Source organism: Paenibacillus sp. FSL R7-0204 (assembly GCF_038002225.1).
Classification (GTDB): domain Bacteria; phylum Bacillota; class Bacilli; order Paenibacillales; family Paenibacillaceae; genus Paenibacillus_AQ.
Genome location: NZ_JBBOCA010000001.1, coordinates 7382780 through 7398809 on the forward strand (window position 1 = coordinate 7382780; position 16030 = coordinate 7398809).

Consider the following 16030-nt stretch of genomic DNA (forward strand, 5'->3'; position numbering starts at 1 on the left):
AGACCTTCCATCTATCCTCTATCATAGACCAGAACCGCAAGTCTTGTCACCCGGACCTAATTCTATGATCACCATCGTTCCTGCATCTGCTCTAGCCCTAAGATTCCTTATCCTCAGCCTGTCCGGGATAACGTCCCATCAGCAGCTTCGCCCGGTACTCCCCGGGGGAGATGCCCTCCAGCTCCTTGAATACCCGTGCGAACTGCTTGCTGTTCTCGAAGCCGACGGACTCAGAGACGGAGGCCAGCTTGACCCGGTTATCGGCCAGCAGCTCTTTGGCGTGGCGGATGCGGACTTTTTTGAGATACAGCACGAAGCTCTCCCCGGTGTAGGCCTTGAATGCCTCACTGAAATACGAATAGTTGAGGGACACGTAATTACTGACCATCGCCATGTTCAGCGGGCGGGCATAGTTCGCTTCGATATAAGCCAGCGCTTCCTCCATGTCGGCATGCTCGGTGTGAGCGGATTTGATGCCTATAATATAATCGTTAACGCTAAGGAGCAGATGCTCCAGCGCACGGTAATAGTCGTGGAAATGGCGGAAATTATGCAGGTTGCCCACTTGGCGGTAGAGCTTCAGCACCTCCACCGAAGCTTCGCCGTGCGTACGGAACACCTCATCCAATACGCGTTCATTTATACTCCGTCCTACATTCTCGAGGTAACTCAGATCCAGCCTCAGCAGATGCTCCGTCTGAAAAATAACGCCAAGAAGCGCCTTGATCTCCTTCTCGCGCCCGGTTCCCAGCATATTGAGCAGCTTCCGCAGCTCCTCCTCCGGGAGCGGGAAGCTCAGCTGTCCGGCCTGAATATCCGTATAGTCCACGAAGCTGGCCTGCGGAGACAGGAAGGTATATTGCAGCGCCCGGCAAGCCTCCAGATAACAGACACGGAACTGATCGGCGCTGCGGCTCTCCCTGCTGATTCCGAGCAGCAGCCGCGTAAGCTCCTTGGACTCTGCCTTCCTTGCCAGCTCCAGGAAGCTCTCCCCATCACCAACAAGCACCAGCTTCCCGTCCCCATCTGTCAGAATCTCCGTGAATTTGTGCACCAGCGGTCCGCCCAGCTGCTCCAGCAGCCCCTGCACTTCTGCCGGCTTCATCCGTGTACCGTCACTGTGATAATAGTTCAGCACCCCTATTGTAAAAGGCAGCGCCAGCCCCGCAAGCTCCTCCTGCTGGGCCGCCGATACCTCGCCCTCCTGCTGCATCAGGAGGCTGCGCAGACGGGCCGCCCGCAGCTCGCGGCGGTAGCCCTCTGCTTCCTGCAGCTGCTTGTGGCTGTTGGATTCCCGCTCCGCTCCTTCCTTGGCTATCCGCTCCAGAATCTCGAACAGCTCCTCGCGGCGGATCGGCTTCAGCAGATAATCTTTGACGCGGTAGCGGATCGCGCTTTTGGCATATTCGAAATCATCATGGCCGCTGAGAATAATGACAGCTGGAGCTCCGCCCGCCCCTGCTTCCGCAGACAGCCGCGCCAGCAGCGTAATCCCGTCCATGATCGGCATCCGGATATCGGTAATAATCACATCCTGCCGTTCCCGCTTGTACTGCTCCAGTGCCTCTGCACCGTTTCCTGCCATCGATATATTGTAGACCGACGGATATTCCCGTTCGATCATTGCCTTCAGACCTTGACGGATCATTCTCTCATCATCCACAATCATCAGATTTGTCATCGCTGATTATCCCCCGTCAATAGAACTTTGGGCAGAGACATATACACCGCTGTCCACTTCCCTGCTTCACTCTGCACTTCCAGTCCATAGGCTTCCCCGTAAAAGAGCTGCAGGCGCTGATGCACATTGCGCAGCCCCACGCCTCCCGCCTTATATCCTCCGCTGCTGATCCCGGAAGCGTCCGCTCCAGGCTCCTCCTTCGCATAGATCGCCTCATGCAGCTCTACCAGCCGCTCCTGAGTCAGCCCCAGCCCGTTATCGCGCAGGACAATGAAGATATCCCCCTCCGCCTCTGTAAGCTCGATCTTCACAATCCGGTCCGTTAACTCCACGCCGTCTGCATTCCAGGCATGCTTCACGCTGTTCTCAACAATCGGCTGCAATGACATCTTAAGCACCTCCACTTCCAGATAAGCGCTGTCAATATGAAGCTCCAATTGAATGGTGTGTTCGAACCTGATATTCATGACCTCTATATAATTCTCGATATGGCGAAGCTCGTCTCTCAGCTTCACATATTCCCCGGTCCACTTGAAATTATAACGCATCATTCCGCCCAGCCGGGTCAGTGCATCCGAGATGGTCCGCTGGTTCTCAATTTCGGCCAGCATCTTGATATTCTCCAGCGTATTGTAGAGGAAATGGGCATCGATCTGATTATGCAGGGTCCGCAGCTCTGCCTCCTTGGACAGCGCCTGCTTATAGACCGCCTGGGCAACCAGCGTATTGATCGTATTCATGAGCTTGGAGAAATGATGCGCCAGCTCTCCGACCTCTCCGCCCCCGCTGACCTTAATACTGCCATACGGCTCGCCCCGGCGCACCTTCTTCATCGTCTCTGTCAGGCGGCGGAGATTCTTCAGAATGAATGCATTCAGCACATACGTAATCGCCGTAACCAGGAAAATAAAACCGATATTCACCCCGATTATTAAATTACGGGTCCGCGAAATATCCTTCATCAGGCCTTTCATCGAGACAACAGTGACCAGGGAGGCATCAATCTGCTCCACCGGCGCCTGAATCAGCAGGAACGAATTCCCGTTCTCCTTGTAATCCATCTCCCATTCCCCGGTCTTGCGGTAGACGGCCAGCCGCTCCTTAATCGCTGCGCTCAGCCCGGAATCAGCGGTCAGGAAGGAGTTATCGGTACGCGTGAACAGATTCAGCGCATCATCGACAATGACCATCTGGGATTCGTTATCCTGCACAGAGGTATAGGTCTTGGGCGTGAACTTACTCAGCAGCATATCCACCTGGACCATCCCGATATGATTCCCTGCCGGAATGCTAATCTCACGCAGCACGGATACCTTCGGCTGACCTTGCCCGCCTCCCCCCGAGGAGCGCTGCATCAGATCAATATCCGTATCCTGAAAGGACCAAAGATTCCTCCTTCCTTCCAGCTTCATGGCCTGCTGGAACCAGGGCTCCATCGACACCCGGGATTCACGGAAAATAACCGGCCATAACTCATACACATTCGGACTGGCAGAGAATAGATACAGATGCTCGATGTTGGGGTTGTTGAACTGAATCTGGCTGAAATTCAAAAAGGTAGTCGTGTTGAAATCAATCAGCTCGCCCAGGGTCGGATCGTCCTCACTGATCAGATAATCGCGCACACTTTTATCGCTATACGCCATCTGCAGGGCCCGTTCCATCGCCTCAATCTGATTGAGTACATGCAGCCTCTCCATTTGCAGCAGATAGCTGTTCTTCTCGATTGAATCCCGCATATAGGTGTTGTTGATTTCCTTATACGAATAGAAGGACACCAGCAGGCTGGGTCCCAGAATAATGAAGATATAGGCCGCAATCAGCCGGCTCTGCAGTGACCTCCGCCCCCACCAGTAGTGGAAGGAGTGCCATAATGCCCCTGTTCTCTCTCTCATGCTCACCTCTTGAAAATAGCCCAAAAGCCCGCAGTATGCGGGCCATTTGGGTCATATATTTAAAAACTTACATTCCTAGTTTTTTCTTGTTCTCTTCATATTTCGTCTGGCGGTAGGCATCAAAGGTCGCTTGGCCTTCCTTATCCTTTTTCGCAATATATTCCGTCCAGATCTTGTCGAATTCCGCATCGGAATCAGCCATCAGCAGCTTCGGCATCGTTTTGCCGCGGAGCTGTTTCAGCTTGGTGGCGATAATGCCTTCCGGTGAGTTACCCGTAGGATCGATTAACTGGAACTCTGAAGTATTGATCGATTTGCCCTTGGTCCAGTCTTCCAGTTGCTTGAACGGTTCAACGGATTCCGGTTTCCACTGGTCGGTAATATTCGTATTTTGCAGCATCCAGAAAGTGAAGGAAGAGCCATATTGCTTATCGAAGGCTGCACGGTCTGAGTTCATCAGCTTATTCGCTTCAGGCAGGAACTGGTCCTTGCCGTTAATTGTATCATAGCTGACCCCTTTTTCGCCCAGATAAAGATCCTTGTTGCCTTCTTCACTGTTCAGATAGCTGAGGAATTTGATCGCACGCGCCTTATCCTTAACATCCTTCGAGATCAGGGTTACGGTCCAGCCGGAGATCCCAGGGCCGTTCAGTGCAGGCTGATCCATCTTGGTGTTAGCCGGACCGTCTACTGCAATGTACACCTGCTCAGGGTTCTTCTGGAAAATAGTGCCGAGCTGGGAAGCAAAGTCTGTACGTTGATAGAGCATTGCGAAGTAGCGGCCCTGTACGATCTTTTCTTCCATTTGAGCACGCTTGTCAATGAAGATATCCTTCGCAAGCAGTCCGTCCTGGTTCGCCTGGCGGAGAGTCTTCATCCAGCGGACATATTCAGGGTCAGTCTCACGGTCATAGACCTTGCCGTCTTTTTCCCAAGGGATATTCAGGAAGTTCTGAATGTAGCCTTCAAGGGAATCATTGCCGTTCTCGGTAAACTCATGCAGACCGAGCGGAATCAGCGGCTGTCCGTTCACTTCAGGGAATTTCTCCTGGGCTGCCTTCAGAGCGCCGAGGAAGCCTTCAGGTGTGCGCATATCCGGGCTGCCGATCGCTTCATAGATATCCTTGCGGACCGCGAAGGTCTGGTTCGAAATATAAGTATCACCATATTTTTCGTAGTCGGCAGGAGAAGAGGAGGAGTTAGGATAGCCGTAGACGTTACCGTCCGGCTGTGTGTACCAGCCCAGCTTATCTTTATCCGAGACCTTGAAGAAGTACGGGTCATATTCCTCAGCCAGCTTGTTCAGCGGAAGCACCAGCTCGCCTTCCACCATTTTTTTGATCGCATCTTCCCAGTAGCCGAGCGTGATAAAGTCTGGCAGCTTGCCGGAAGCAATCAGCGTATTCAGCTTTTCATTCTCATTGCCGGCAGGAACGATGAAGTTCACGTTAACGCCGGTCTTCTTAGTAATATATTGCGAAGTCGGGTCAACGCCCCACTTGTTGGCGAACCAGGCAAAGTTCAGGTACCAGTCGAAGGTGATCGGTGAAGTATCGCTTTTCCAGCCCGGCTCATCTGCGTTCAGTGCAGGTGCTGTTGTTTCTGTGGCTGGTGCTTTGGTAGCTTCCGCATTCGCCGGTGTGTTGCTCCCCGTTGCGTTATTGCTGCTGGAGCAGCCTGCCGCCAAGGAGGTCAGCATTAGTCCTGCAAGCAGGAGACCCATTTTCTTTGGTTTATGTTTCATGCCCATTTGTTTACCCCTTTTCTAGAAAATAATAATTATAAGCTCAACCCCGTTGCCCATAAGACACCCGGGCGCTGGAGGAGTTACCGGGTGGCAAGAAGATGATCATCCCTTGATGGAGCCAATCATCATGCCTTTGACGAAATAACGCTGCAGGAACGGATAGACGAATACGATAGGCAGCGTAGTGACAACCATGGTTGCCAGCTTGATGGACTGGGACGTTACCGATCTCGTTGCCGCGTTACCCTGGACAGCCACCATCATGGTATTGGAGCTGGACTGGGCGACTACACGGAACAGATATGTCTGAATCGGCTGCAGATCCACATTGTTGATATAGATAATTCCGGCAAAATAATCATTCCATTGATACACGCCGTGGAACAGCGCAATGGTAGCAATGACCGGCATGGAGACCGGAAGGATGATCCGCAGGAAGATGGACCAGTCGTTGGCCCCGTCAATCCGGGCCGCTTCCTCCAGACCCTCCGGAATCTCCCGGAAGAAGGTCATGAAGATAATGAGATCGAAGAAGCTGAACATCACCGGAATGATATAGACCAGGAAGTTATCCAGCAGATGAAGATCGCGGTTCAGCAGGAAGGTCGGAATCAGACCGCCGTTGAAGAACAGCGTAATGGTGCCGATCAGGATGTAGATTTTGCCGCCTACCAGATCCCTGCGGGATAAGGCATACGCCACCATTGCAGTGAAGAATACATGGACAGCGACACCAAGCACGGTCTTGGCTACCGTAATCCCCATGGCGAGCATAATGCCCGGGCTTGCGAATACCGCCTCGAAATTCTTCAGCGTGATCATCCGCGGCCACCAGTAGATGCCGCCCAGCATGGCGTCGTTCCCGTCATTGAAGGAATTGACCAGCACATACCAGATCGGATACAGCGTCAGGAAGCAGACGCAGAGCATGACCAGATTATTGACGATATCAAAGATGGCTTCACCTTTGGTTTTACGTTTTAGAGCGAACATATATAGGTCCTCCTTGTCCTAGAACAGCGACGTGTCGTTGATTTTTTTGGATACCTGGTTGGCAATCAGCAGCAGAATCAGGGCTATAACCGCTTTGACCAGGGTGACCGCCGCAGAATAGGAGAAGCGGTTGGAGACAATACCCGTCTGATAGATATAGTAGTCAATTACATTAGAAGCACTGTCATTGAGCGAGTTCCGCAGGACCAGAATCTGGTCGAAGTTGGAATTCAGCACCCCGCTGACGGCCAGAACGAACAGAATGCTGATCGTTGCCCGGATTGCCGGCAGTGTGACAAACCACATTTTCTGGAAGCGTCCCGCTCCGTCAATCGTTGCTGCTTCATACATTTCCGGAGATACGCCGGCGATGGCCGCGAGATAGATAATGGCAGACCAGCCAAGCTCCTTCCAAATGTCGGAAGTAATAATAATCGTCCAGAAGTAACTGGGCTCAGCCAGATAGGTAATCGGCTTGTCAATCAGATTGAGTGCAAGCAGAATATTATTGATAATCCCTACATCAGCCAGCCAGGTGGCCAGAATCCCGCCAAGCACAACCCAGGACAGGAAATGCGGCAGATAGGAGATCGTCTGAATAGCCTTCTTGTACCTTATGGAACGGACCTCATTGAGGAACAGGGCGAATATGATCGGCAGCGGAAAACCGATGAACAGCTTGATTAAGCTGATGCCGAGCGTATTGCGGATGACATTCGGCAGATCCTCATCAGCGAACAGCTCTCTGAAATGCTCCAGCCCTACCCACGGAGCTTCGGCAATCGACTTGACGATGTTATATTCCTTGAAGGAAATAATCAAGCCATAAATCGGAATGTAGTTGAAAATGATCATCCAGACTACGCCGAGCAGAGCCATGGTCTGCAGATGACGCTGGGCTACAAACTTCCTCCACAGTGTGTTTTTGCGACCTGAACCGGTTTCGATTGACGCCGGAATAAGCGGCGCCATGGCCGGATTCGGCTTGGTGTTACGTTTGTTCTCCATCGTATGGACCTCCAAAATACCTATCTTTATTGTGAAGCGTTTTCATCTCTATGTATGTATTGTATGCGTTTTAGGAGCAGGGTAAAAGGCCTCATTTTTCGTATTTAGGGGCTCATTTTTCGGCTTGGAGTGTTCTTCTGAGCTCTCCAAGCCGAGCCTGTTACACATGCAGAACTGCATGCTCCTCCGATAGTACGATATAATCACCGATCACGCCTTCCTCAAAGGCAGGCCTGCGCGGCTGGCTGCTTCCGAGCGGCGGCAGATCCTGATGGTATTTGTAGAAAACAAGCTGGGATTGTGCCCCCTCCTGCGTCAGCTCAAGCCGCAGCTCCTCACCGGTCAGACGGACAGCGGACACCACGCTCCCCGTTATTCTCCCTGTAAGCTCATCCCACTGCTGCTCCTCAGGCTCCCCTGCCCAGCTGGATAACCATCGCCGGTGGCTCTCGTTATATCTCAGATGGCATTCAACCACTCGTATACATTGCGCCCACTCCCCTTATCCATAACATCAGAGAGGAGGTCCCCCTGGGACCTCCTCTCCATCACTATCTACGCCAGTTACATTATTCCATCACCGCGCGGATCGCGGTAATCTCCCCGCGCCGCAAGGCCTCGGCATCTGCGCCGCGCAGCAAGCCGCCGGTAATTACGCGCTGCGAACCGTCCCGGAAGGTCAGCGCCAGCGTCTGAATAACCGCCTTGCTGTCGCCGAAGGTATCCGCATGACGCGGATTCACATACGTCACTTCCGTGCTGCCCAGCAGCTTGAAGGAGACCTCTCCCTGCTCGTCGAACAACCAGCCGGGAAGGGCCGGATGCAGCGCAAGGGTTAGTTCGCCATCCCGGGTAGCGAACAGGCTGCTGCCTGCCATCATCGTTCTCCACATGCTCAGGAACTCGGCCGTGGAGCCGCTCAGCCGGGCAACAAATCCCCGTCCGTGTGTATGCGGGTCAGGGTTGCCGCCCGTGGAGATGAACGACGAATTCTCCAGCGTACTGCGTCCGTAGACCTCTGGATCAAGGAACGGGATCAGCGACGTTCTCAGCTCACTGTAGAATTCTTCATACAGTCCCGCCTTCAGCAGCTCAAGCAAGTATTTATAGGACATGTGCAGGAAATTCGATTCCCGCTCCTGCCAGCCTGCGGTGAACGCCCGGATGCGTCCGATCTCATGCCCCTCTTCCTCCAGCGATACCGAAGTGCGGTACATCGAGGTGACCGGATCGAACAGCCCGCTCTGCTTCACCTTGCTGTAGATGGCCTTGGCGGCCTGCTGATCCTCCAGTGTCTTGAGCCAGCGGGTGGGGCCTTCCAGGAAATACGGCAGCGCCGAAGCCTCGAATTCCTCCACTACGGCCTTCGGCAGTCCATAGCCGCTGATGACCGGCTCGCCGGCGGCATCCGTAACCGGCCGGAAGCGCGTAGCCTCGAAACGGAAATAGGTTGGCACCAGGCCGCCGCCCATCTCCACCGCACGTGCGATCCCCTGATCCGTCTTGCGCAGCCACTGCTCCAGCATTTCGCGAATCACCGTAAGAGAGACATCGCGGGTCTCACCTGTAATCCCAAAGCGAATCTCCGCCCGGTAAGCCTCGCGCGCCGAGGCAACGCGATCCCAGTACGCGAATGGGGCCAGCGAGCCGTCCAGCACTTCCGTTACAGCCTGGCCTACCTGTGTCAGCAGCGCCGCTATCTCTGATGGAAGAGCCACTGCCGAAGGAAGTCCGGCACTGTTCTCCAGCGCTTCCGCCATGAACACCAGCATCCGCTTCAGCTCCAGCGTCTCGCTCATCCCCGAGCCGATCAAGCCCGGAAGCCCGTTCATCGCATCGTTCCAGCCCGGCTTGTTCGCCTCCATCTCCACACCCATACCATACGGATCAAGCGTGGCGAATTTGTTCAGGGCGAGCGACAGCATTTTCACAAATAGACTGGTCCTGTAGATCTCCCCGTGCCCGCCTTGCGTGCGCAGCCACTCGGTACCGGAAGCCTTGCGCTTCAGCTTATGCAGCTTCTCCTCATCCTCCAGCAGAGCTCCGAACTGCCGCACCTTGCCGCCGCTGATCACATACTTCTCGCTGCGCGGCAGGACATAGGCCGGAGAGTCGTAGAACGCGTACGTCTCATCCCCGAACAGCAGCTCACCAAGGCGCTCAGGATAAATATCCAGATAGCCTTCCACCAGGTCCAGGTTATACGTCCAGTGATCCGACCAGAACCCCTCGCCGAAGGCGGCTTCAATGTTCTGCTGCGACAGCGCAAGCACCCCGCTGAGGAATTCCTGCTCGCTTAGGGTTAACACGATCTGCTGATCGGCAATATAGTTAATCAGACTGCCTGCGGTGAAGCGTCCGGCCAGGAGCTGTGTAAGTCCCGCATGCTGCTCTGCAAGCGCCCCGGCCAGCCATGCCTTAAGCTGCTCTTCCGCACCCGGCAGAATCTCGAAGCTGGTGCCCTGCACACTGAGCGGGTTGTAGCCGTCCGCCTGAATCAGGCTATAGAACATTTTGATATTGAAGCTGCCCACCTTGGGATGGAAAAAGACGTCGTTACGCCGGTTCTGGTTCATATCGCGGAAATTCCCGTTCCCCTGCGAATAATATTCAGGAGCCAGCGAGAAGAAGTTATAATCCCGTTCCATATCGCCATGCTTGCGGGAGTAGAGATGGACGACGAAGCCCTCTTCCCCATTGTCAAAGATAAACGGATACCCCCCGCGCAGGAGATTATCGAGATAGGACTGGCGGCAATACGCGTCGAAGATCGGCGAAGATGTTCGGGTGGCGATATCCGCAGTTAACTCCTCGGTCAGCGCGGCAGCTTCAAGGGACTTGGCGGCAAAATACTCCGCACGGCACAGCTCCGCCGTCCGTTCATTAATCCGGGCAATATCATTCACATGGCCGATGATGGTGTTCAGCTTCAGCGAAGCCCCCGGGGCCAGCGTCCGGGCTGTGCCGCTGAAGCCGCACGGCACCTTGTTGGCCGGATACTGCGCCTGTGCCAGCAGCTCGGCCAGCGGAAGCGCCGCGAAGCGGTCGGGGTAGGTCAGTGAAGTATTCCCGCCAAAGATCACCTCATAGTCTACCAGCGGGCGGAGCAGCTCCCCTTCCGCCGTGGAGGAGAGATAGAAATGCCCGCTCTCAATCTTGCCGATTTCGGCATCGTCATTCGTGCCGGAGCGCAGCTTGTAGAACGGGATTCCGTTCTCCAGGTTGAACACATCCATCCAGCTGCGGAGCAGGTTCCCCATCTCCTTATAGTTGCTGTTCGCCACCCCGAACGGAAGCACCTCCGGCAGACCGTCCAGCAGTTCAAGCATAAGCTCAGCCCCGCCGATATTCTCAATCTCCACCTGACGGACCAGCGCGGCATAATCATCCCCCGGAAGGTTGAAGTAGTGGACCGTGGTCTTCAGTCCATGTCCGGCATGCGTCTCCTCAATGGTTAACCCGTTCGGCAGAATGGTCATGATCCGGTTGGCTTCAGGGTCCGGGCGGGCCGACTGGAACGGTTCATAGATCTCCCCGGTCCCCATCAGCTTAATGAAGGTGCGGAAGCCGGTCGATGTTACATTCTTGTAGGAGATATTGGCCGGCGAGAACTCCATGATCGGCGAGTTTTTGTCACGCACGCCGAAGCTGCTGATTCCTTGGCCGCGGTTCACATAGAACGTCCACATCGGAATCCCCTTCAGTCCGGCCAGGCCGGGCAGGAAGCTGGCGAACGGCTTACCTTCATGGAACTGCTCGATGATAAATTTACCATTGTCAAAATTATAATTGCTCATTGGACTCCTCCTAAAATATATCAATATACATATTCGTTACGCGGCTCCCCTTCAGCAAGCCGGCTGCGGAGCGGCCCGCATTAGTCTTGCTGAAGATTGTGCAGGATTGGATGGTGCGGGTGACTGTGATACATCTGCTCGTTTAAGAGTGTGATTGCGTTCGCGGTGATTGCATTTTGTGCAATAGAATGTGTCTAGCTGCGCTTCTGACAGCCTTCTGCTGTATTTCATACAGCAGATTTCCGGCTTACTGCCCAATAATGCCGTTTTCGCAGATTTCTACTGTACATAGTGCAATTGATCGCTAATTTAGACGGGAATAGAAGGAAACTAGTGTACAAAATACAATCATCGGCACCCGGAAGCCGCCATGCATCCAGACTTACCTCATTCCGCCGCGCCCACCTTTGACAGCCTCTACATCTACTGGTACACTGCCCGCTCGCCCTCTCACAGCCTCCAACTCGACAAGCACCTTCCACCGCCCCGACCTATCACAGCCTCTACTCCTGCAAGCAGACTCCGCCATCCCTACTCCCTTACTCCACAGGCTTAAGCCTGTGTGATCAGATGGGTTGCAATAGAGTGGGCTGGCAGCGTGCATTGGGCGGTTTCAGCACCCAGTCCCAGCGTTAACGTACGTGCTTCCCCGCCTTCGTTCATCAGCACCACAGCGAGACTGCCGTCCGGATTGCGGAACGCAGCCGACAGCACATCTGCCGCTGCCGAATCCAGTCCGATCCGCACCGCACCCGGGGCGATGAATTTGCTGAAATGCCCGATGTAGTAATACGAGCTGTTGTAGTGGACCTCGTCAGTAGCCGTATCCGCGATCACCGGAGCATCGCAGAGATTGCCCACATGGTTCGGCCCGCCTGTCTCATCCAGCACCAGATTCCAGTCCAGGTAGCCTTCGGTCCAGGCATTCAGATCGCCGATCATATTGCGGCCGTAGCGCTCGCCCGTGAACCATTCTCCCAGACGCACGCCGCCCTCCTGGCAGCCTTCGGTGAACAGCACATGCTTATCCGGGAAAAGCTCATGCACCTGCTCCACATTCCCGAACTCCTCGCCGCCGTACCAGTGGATACCGGTCCCCCAGACATACTGTGCAGCTTCCGGGTCTGACAGAACCCTGGTCACGCGCTCGACCATAATGTCACGGTTATGATCCCAGATCACGATGTTCACATCGCCCATTCCGGCTTCGTGCATCACAGGGCCGAGATGGTTTTTGACAAAATCACGCTCTTCCTCCGCACTGTACACACAAGAATCCCAAGTCTGCACCGCTGCCGGCTCATTCTGCACAGAGACCGCCCAGACCGGAACGCCTTCCTTGCGGTAGGCCTCGATGAATTTGGTATAATACCGCGCCCAGACCGGCGCATACTCCGGCTTCAGCGAGCCGCCGTTGTTCATCTCCCCGTTCGTCTTCATCCAGGCAGGCGGGCTCCACGGGGAAGCCAGCATGGTGAACGGTCCGCCCCGGACCTCCATCGCATCCTTAATCAGCGGCAGAACCCACTTATGGTCACGCGAGATATCGAAGGTCTTAAGCTCCGTATCCCCATCCTCCACATACGTATAATTGCCGAGTGCGAAGTCGCAGCTATGGATATGCACACGCCCCATACTGTAATTCAGCCCGTCCACCGGATCGAAATACCGCCGGATGACCTCAGTGCGCTTCGCCGGACTCATCCGGGACAAAGTATACGCCGCTGCTTCTGTGAATGCGCCGCCAAAACCGATAATGGTCTGGAACACTTGCTCCGGGTGCAGCACGATATCTGCTTTTGCCGCTGAGCCCTCTGCGCTGAACTGAATGCCATCCTTGGGACTCAGGCGATCTCCTGTATCTTTGGCGGTGACTACGGTTTGAACGGTTGTCATGTCCATCACTCCTTTAATATTTTTGCCAGCGAAACCAGGGACGAAAGAAATCGAAACCGGTTTCGATTTTGCCGAAAAAAAAGGTATTCCTGAATGTACGCACCTTCATCACATGCGCGGCGGTGCGCAGGAATCCCTCACAATAATCTCCACAGGCAGCACAAGTGCTTCCTGTGCCGTACCTGGACCGTTCATAGATGCCAGCAGCAGCTCCGCCGCCCGGGTCCCCAGCATTTCGGTATTCTGGCGTACAGTGGTCAGCGCAGGCGTAACGTATCCGGCAAGCTCAATGTCGTCATAGCCCATCACAGAGACATCCTCCGGCACCGCAAGCCCCTGATCCTTGGCCGCCATTACCGCACCCAGGGCCAGCAAGTCACCCGAAGCAAAAACAGCCGTAGGCCGCTGCGGCAACGCCAGCAGACGCTTCATTGCACCATAACCATTCTCCAGCGCGTAGAAGGCTCCCTCGGCCACATATTCATCCGGCACCTCAAGTCCCTGCTGCTCCATCGCCGTTCTGTACCCCAGCTCCCGCTGCTGCCCCGGATAGGTGTTCCCGCCTCCCGAGATATGGGCAATCCGGCGGTGTCCAAGACTGGCCAGATACTCCACGGCCTGCAGCGCACCCGTCATATTATCCGAGCAGACTGTATGCGACAGCTCCGTCTCGAAATCGAGCACCACGGTCGGAATATCACTCTCCAGCAGCTCCCGGAAATACGGGTCAGCATAATCAGAAAGGAACACTACCACCCCGTCGACGCCGCGAATCCGGCAGTTCTCCAGATATCCGCTCTGCTTGCCGCCTACATCCTTCGAGATGAACATGAGGGCATAGCCCTTGGCTACGGCAACCTGCTTGAAGCTCTCAATCACTGCGCTGAAAAAAGGATGGCGGATCCCCACCCCCGTATTCTCCACAAACAGCACACCGATGGTCCAGGATTTCTTGGTCGTCAGTGTACGTGCATGCGCATTGGGAAGATACCCCATCTCCCGGGCGGTACGCAGAATCTCCTCACGCGTCTTCTCCCGCACATCGGAATAGTTATTGAACGCCTTGGACACTGTGGTTGGTGAGTAGCCGGTCCTTTTGGCAATATCATATATCGTGGTCATTTCCGGTTCACTCCCGCAGCTCAATGAAAGCCCTTTTATGTTCACTGACATTCTAACTTCTTTCGGCACGGCCGTCCAGCATAAAATATCTTTGAACCCCGGGCAGCAGCGTCACGATCTGAATCAGCATTCCCAGCGACATATAGAACACATGAATTAAGCTGACCATGTTCCACATGTAGGTCTGCACCATAATCCAGATAATCTGGCCGAAGCCGATATAGAGCGAAAAGCTCCAGGACGCATGCTGCTCCTTGAACGGTGTCAAGGCGTAGCTCCAAGCCCACTGCGGCTGCTTCCAGAGGCCGTACAGCACGAGCAGCGGGAGCATGCCGAATACGAACAGCAGCAGCAGCCCAGGGACGGCAAAGCTGTGAAAGGGCATCCGTGCCATTGCAGTGGCCGGCATACCGAGCAATTCCCCGCTGGGATCCGTTAGCAGCGCCAGCCCGCCTGCGATGGCCCCCAAGCCCAAAAACCCTTGAAGTACCACCAGCACCCTAACAGCACCTGGCATTTTTTTAGCAGCGTTCATCCTCATTCCTCATTTCAGGCACATGTTTTCCGGCTACGGATTAGGGCTATTTCTGGTTAGCGCCTATGCTTTATTGAGATTTTACAGATTTCTCCTTAAGATTGCCGGGAAAGAAATCACACTCCGGAAAATTTGCATGATGTGCCTGCTGTGTGAATGTCTGCGGTTTACGCTATACTAGTATCCATTAGGACAACTCCTGACATTAAAGCGGACACATGCAAGCAGATGCATTTATCATTCACAATACAGAAGGGATTGGACGGTTGCGGCTTAAGGCTGCTTCTGCCAAGTACACTTATGACTGAGATTACAACTCTACCTCCATCCAAAAAATGCGCGTACTGCCATCAGCTTAAGCCGCTCGCTGAATTCCGCCGGCGCACAGGCAAGCGCGCCAAAGGCATGTCCCGGCGCGGCGCGTGCCGGGAATGCCGCAAGCTCCGCGAGGCCGAGGCTTCCTTGCCGCCAGTGCGGGCAAGCGTAGCCCCTGCCCTGCCGGAGCGCCAGGCCGGACCGGCCAGGCCCCTCAAGCGGGACAAGGGGCCGGTCTCTGTCTCCGGGGCATCTGCGCCTGAGCAGGCAAAGCCGCCCATGGCCCAGCCCCGTCCAGCCTCCCGGCCGGAGCGTGCCCGGGACGCCAGAGGCAGCGCAGGCACGGCCGGCCTTAAGGGCAAGGCGCGTCCCCGGCATGCTGCCGAGACCGGGCGCAGCCTTCCGCAGCAGCGCGGGCCGAAGCCCGATCCGCAGGATGCCTCTGCCCTGATTCCATCGGCCAAGGGCATGATTCTCATGCGCGGGCACAGCGATAAGGGCCGCCGCTGGCATCAGGAGATCGACCTTGAGCTTGCCGTGACACTGGTCAAGGAGCATGCGGCCATCGTCGTGAACCGGCGGACGATCCGCCGCTTATACAGCAACAAGGACTTCCGCGCTTATATTTTGACGAGGGACAACTATACCTGTTATTTCTGCGGCCAATACGGGGATACCATTGATCATCTGCTCCCCCGTGCCAAGGGCGGGCATACTACGCCGGATAACTGCGTCTGTGCCTGCAATTTATGCAATCAGACGAAGGCCGACCAGTCGGTGGAGCAATTCATGAGCCGGTAATGTTCTTGACCCGTCCAACCTGGCCGTCCGAGAGCCGCACCTTGATCCCGTGCGGATGGCGGGGCGAGTTGGTCAGGATGTCTTTCACTGTGCCGTGCGTGAGCTTACCGGTCGCCTGATCCTGCTTCAGTACGATATCTACCTGAATGCCGGGGCGGATATCCGCTCTTACTTGTCCGTTCATAAATACACTCTCCTTCCGGTAATATTTGCGTTATATATAGTCTACTTACTCTTACA

General features: G+C 54.9%; 12 protein-coding genes. 1 reads left to right on the forward strand and 11 read right to left on the reverse strand.

Going from position 1 to position 16030, the window contains the following annotated elements; genetic code table 11:
• Window positions 1–97 precede the first annotated feature (97 nt).
• From MKX42_RS31985 to MKX42_RS32030, 10 genes are all read right to left on the reverse strand, one after another.
• Window positions 98–1681 (reverse strand): response regulator, encoded by a 1584-nt coding sequence (locus tag MKX42_RS31985; RefSeq protein ID WP_340757434.1) that lies wholly within the window; start codon window positions 1679–1681, stop codon window positions 98–100.
• The gene (locus MKX42_RS31990) at window positions 1678–3576 is read right to left on the reverse strand and encodes a sensor histidine kinase (protein WP_340757435.1); all 1899 of its coding nucleotides are present in this window, start codon (window positions 3574–3576) and stop codon (window positions 1678–1680) included. Before MKX42_RS31990 ends, MKX42_RS31985 begins: the two co-directional genes overlap by 4 nt.
• A gap of 67 nt (window positions 3577–3643) precedes the next feature.
• Entirely contained in the window at window positions 3644–5326 is a 1683-nt protein-coding gene (locus MKX42_RS31995; protein WP_340757436.1) for an extracellular solute-binding protein, read from the reverse strand.
• A 99-nt stretch (window positions 5327–5425) separates the two neighbouring features.
• Window positions 5426–6316 (reverse strand): carbohydrate ABC transporter permease, encoded by an 891-nt coding sequence (locus tag MKX42_RS32000; protein ID WP_340757437.1) that lies wholly within the window; start codon window positions 6314–6316, stop codon window positions 5426–5428.
• 18 nt (window positions 6317–6334) lie between these two features.
• Complete coding sequence (locus MKX42_RS32005; RefSeq protein WP_340757438.1) at window positions 6335–7324, reverse strand: ABC transporter permease; 990 nt, start codon at window positions 7322–7324, stop codon at window positions 6335–6337.
• 160 nt (window positions 7325–7484) lie between these two features.
• Window positions 7485–7802, reverse strand: coding sequence for a hypothetical protein (locus MKX42_RS32010; RefSeq protein WP_340757439.1), 318 nt, complete (start codon window positions 7800–7802; stop codon window positions 7485–7487).
• Between the two features lie 91 nt (window positions 7803–7893).
• Window positions 7894–11121, reverse strand: a complete 3228-nt coding sequence (locus MKX42_RS32015; RefSeq protein WP_340757440.1) for a cellobiose phosphorylase — start codon at window positions 11119–11121, stop codon at window positions 7894–7896.
• A 552-nt stretch (window positions 11122–11673) separates the two neighbouring features.
• A complete protein-coding gene (locus MKX42_RS32020; protein ID WP_340757441.1) occupies window positions 11674–13017 on the reverse strand; it encodes a glycoside hydrolase family 30 protein in 1344 nt (447 codons plus the stop codon).
• A 108-nt stretch (window positions 13018–13125) separates the two neighbouring features.
• A complete protein-coding gene (locus MKX42_RS32025; RefSeq protein ID WP_340757442.1) occupies window positions 13126–14139 on the reverse strand; it encodes a LacI family DNA-binding transcriptional regulator in 1014 nt (337 codons plus the stop codon).
• Window positions 14140–14191: 52 nt separating this feature from the next.
• Window positions 14192–14674 carry a hypothetical protein gene (locus MKX42_RS32030; RefSeq protein ID WP_340757443.1) on the reverse strand — a complete coding sequence of 161 codons (483 nt, stop codon included), beginning with the start codon at window positions 14672–14674 and terminating at the stop codon, window positions 14192–14194.
• Between the two features lie 300 nt (window positions 14675–14974).
• Here MKX42_RS32030 and MKX42_RS32035 point away from each other — a divergent pair, with 300 nt between their 5' ends.
• Window positions 14975–15790, forward strand: coding sequence for an HNH endonuclease (locus MKX42_RS32035; RefSeq protein WP_340757444.1), 816 nt, complete (start codon window positions 14975–14977; stop codon window positions 15788–15790).
• Here the strand turns inward: MKX42_RS32035 and MKX42_RS32040 are convergent.
• A complete protein-coding gene (locus tag MKX42_RS32040; RefSeq protein ID WP_036732721.1) occupies window positions 15777–15974 on the reverse strand; it encodes a YwbE family protein in 198 nt (65 codons plus the stop codon). The genes MKX42_RS32035 and MKX42_RS32040 overlap by 14 nt on opposite strands.
• Window positions 15975–16030 lie beyond the last annotated feature (56 nt).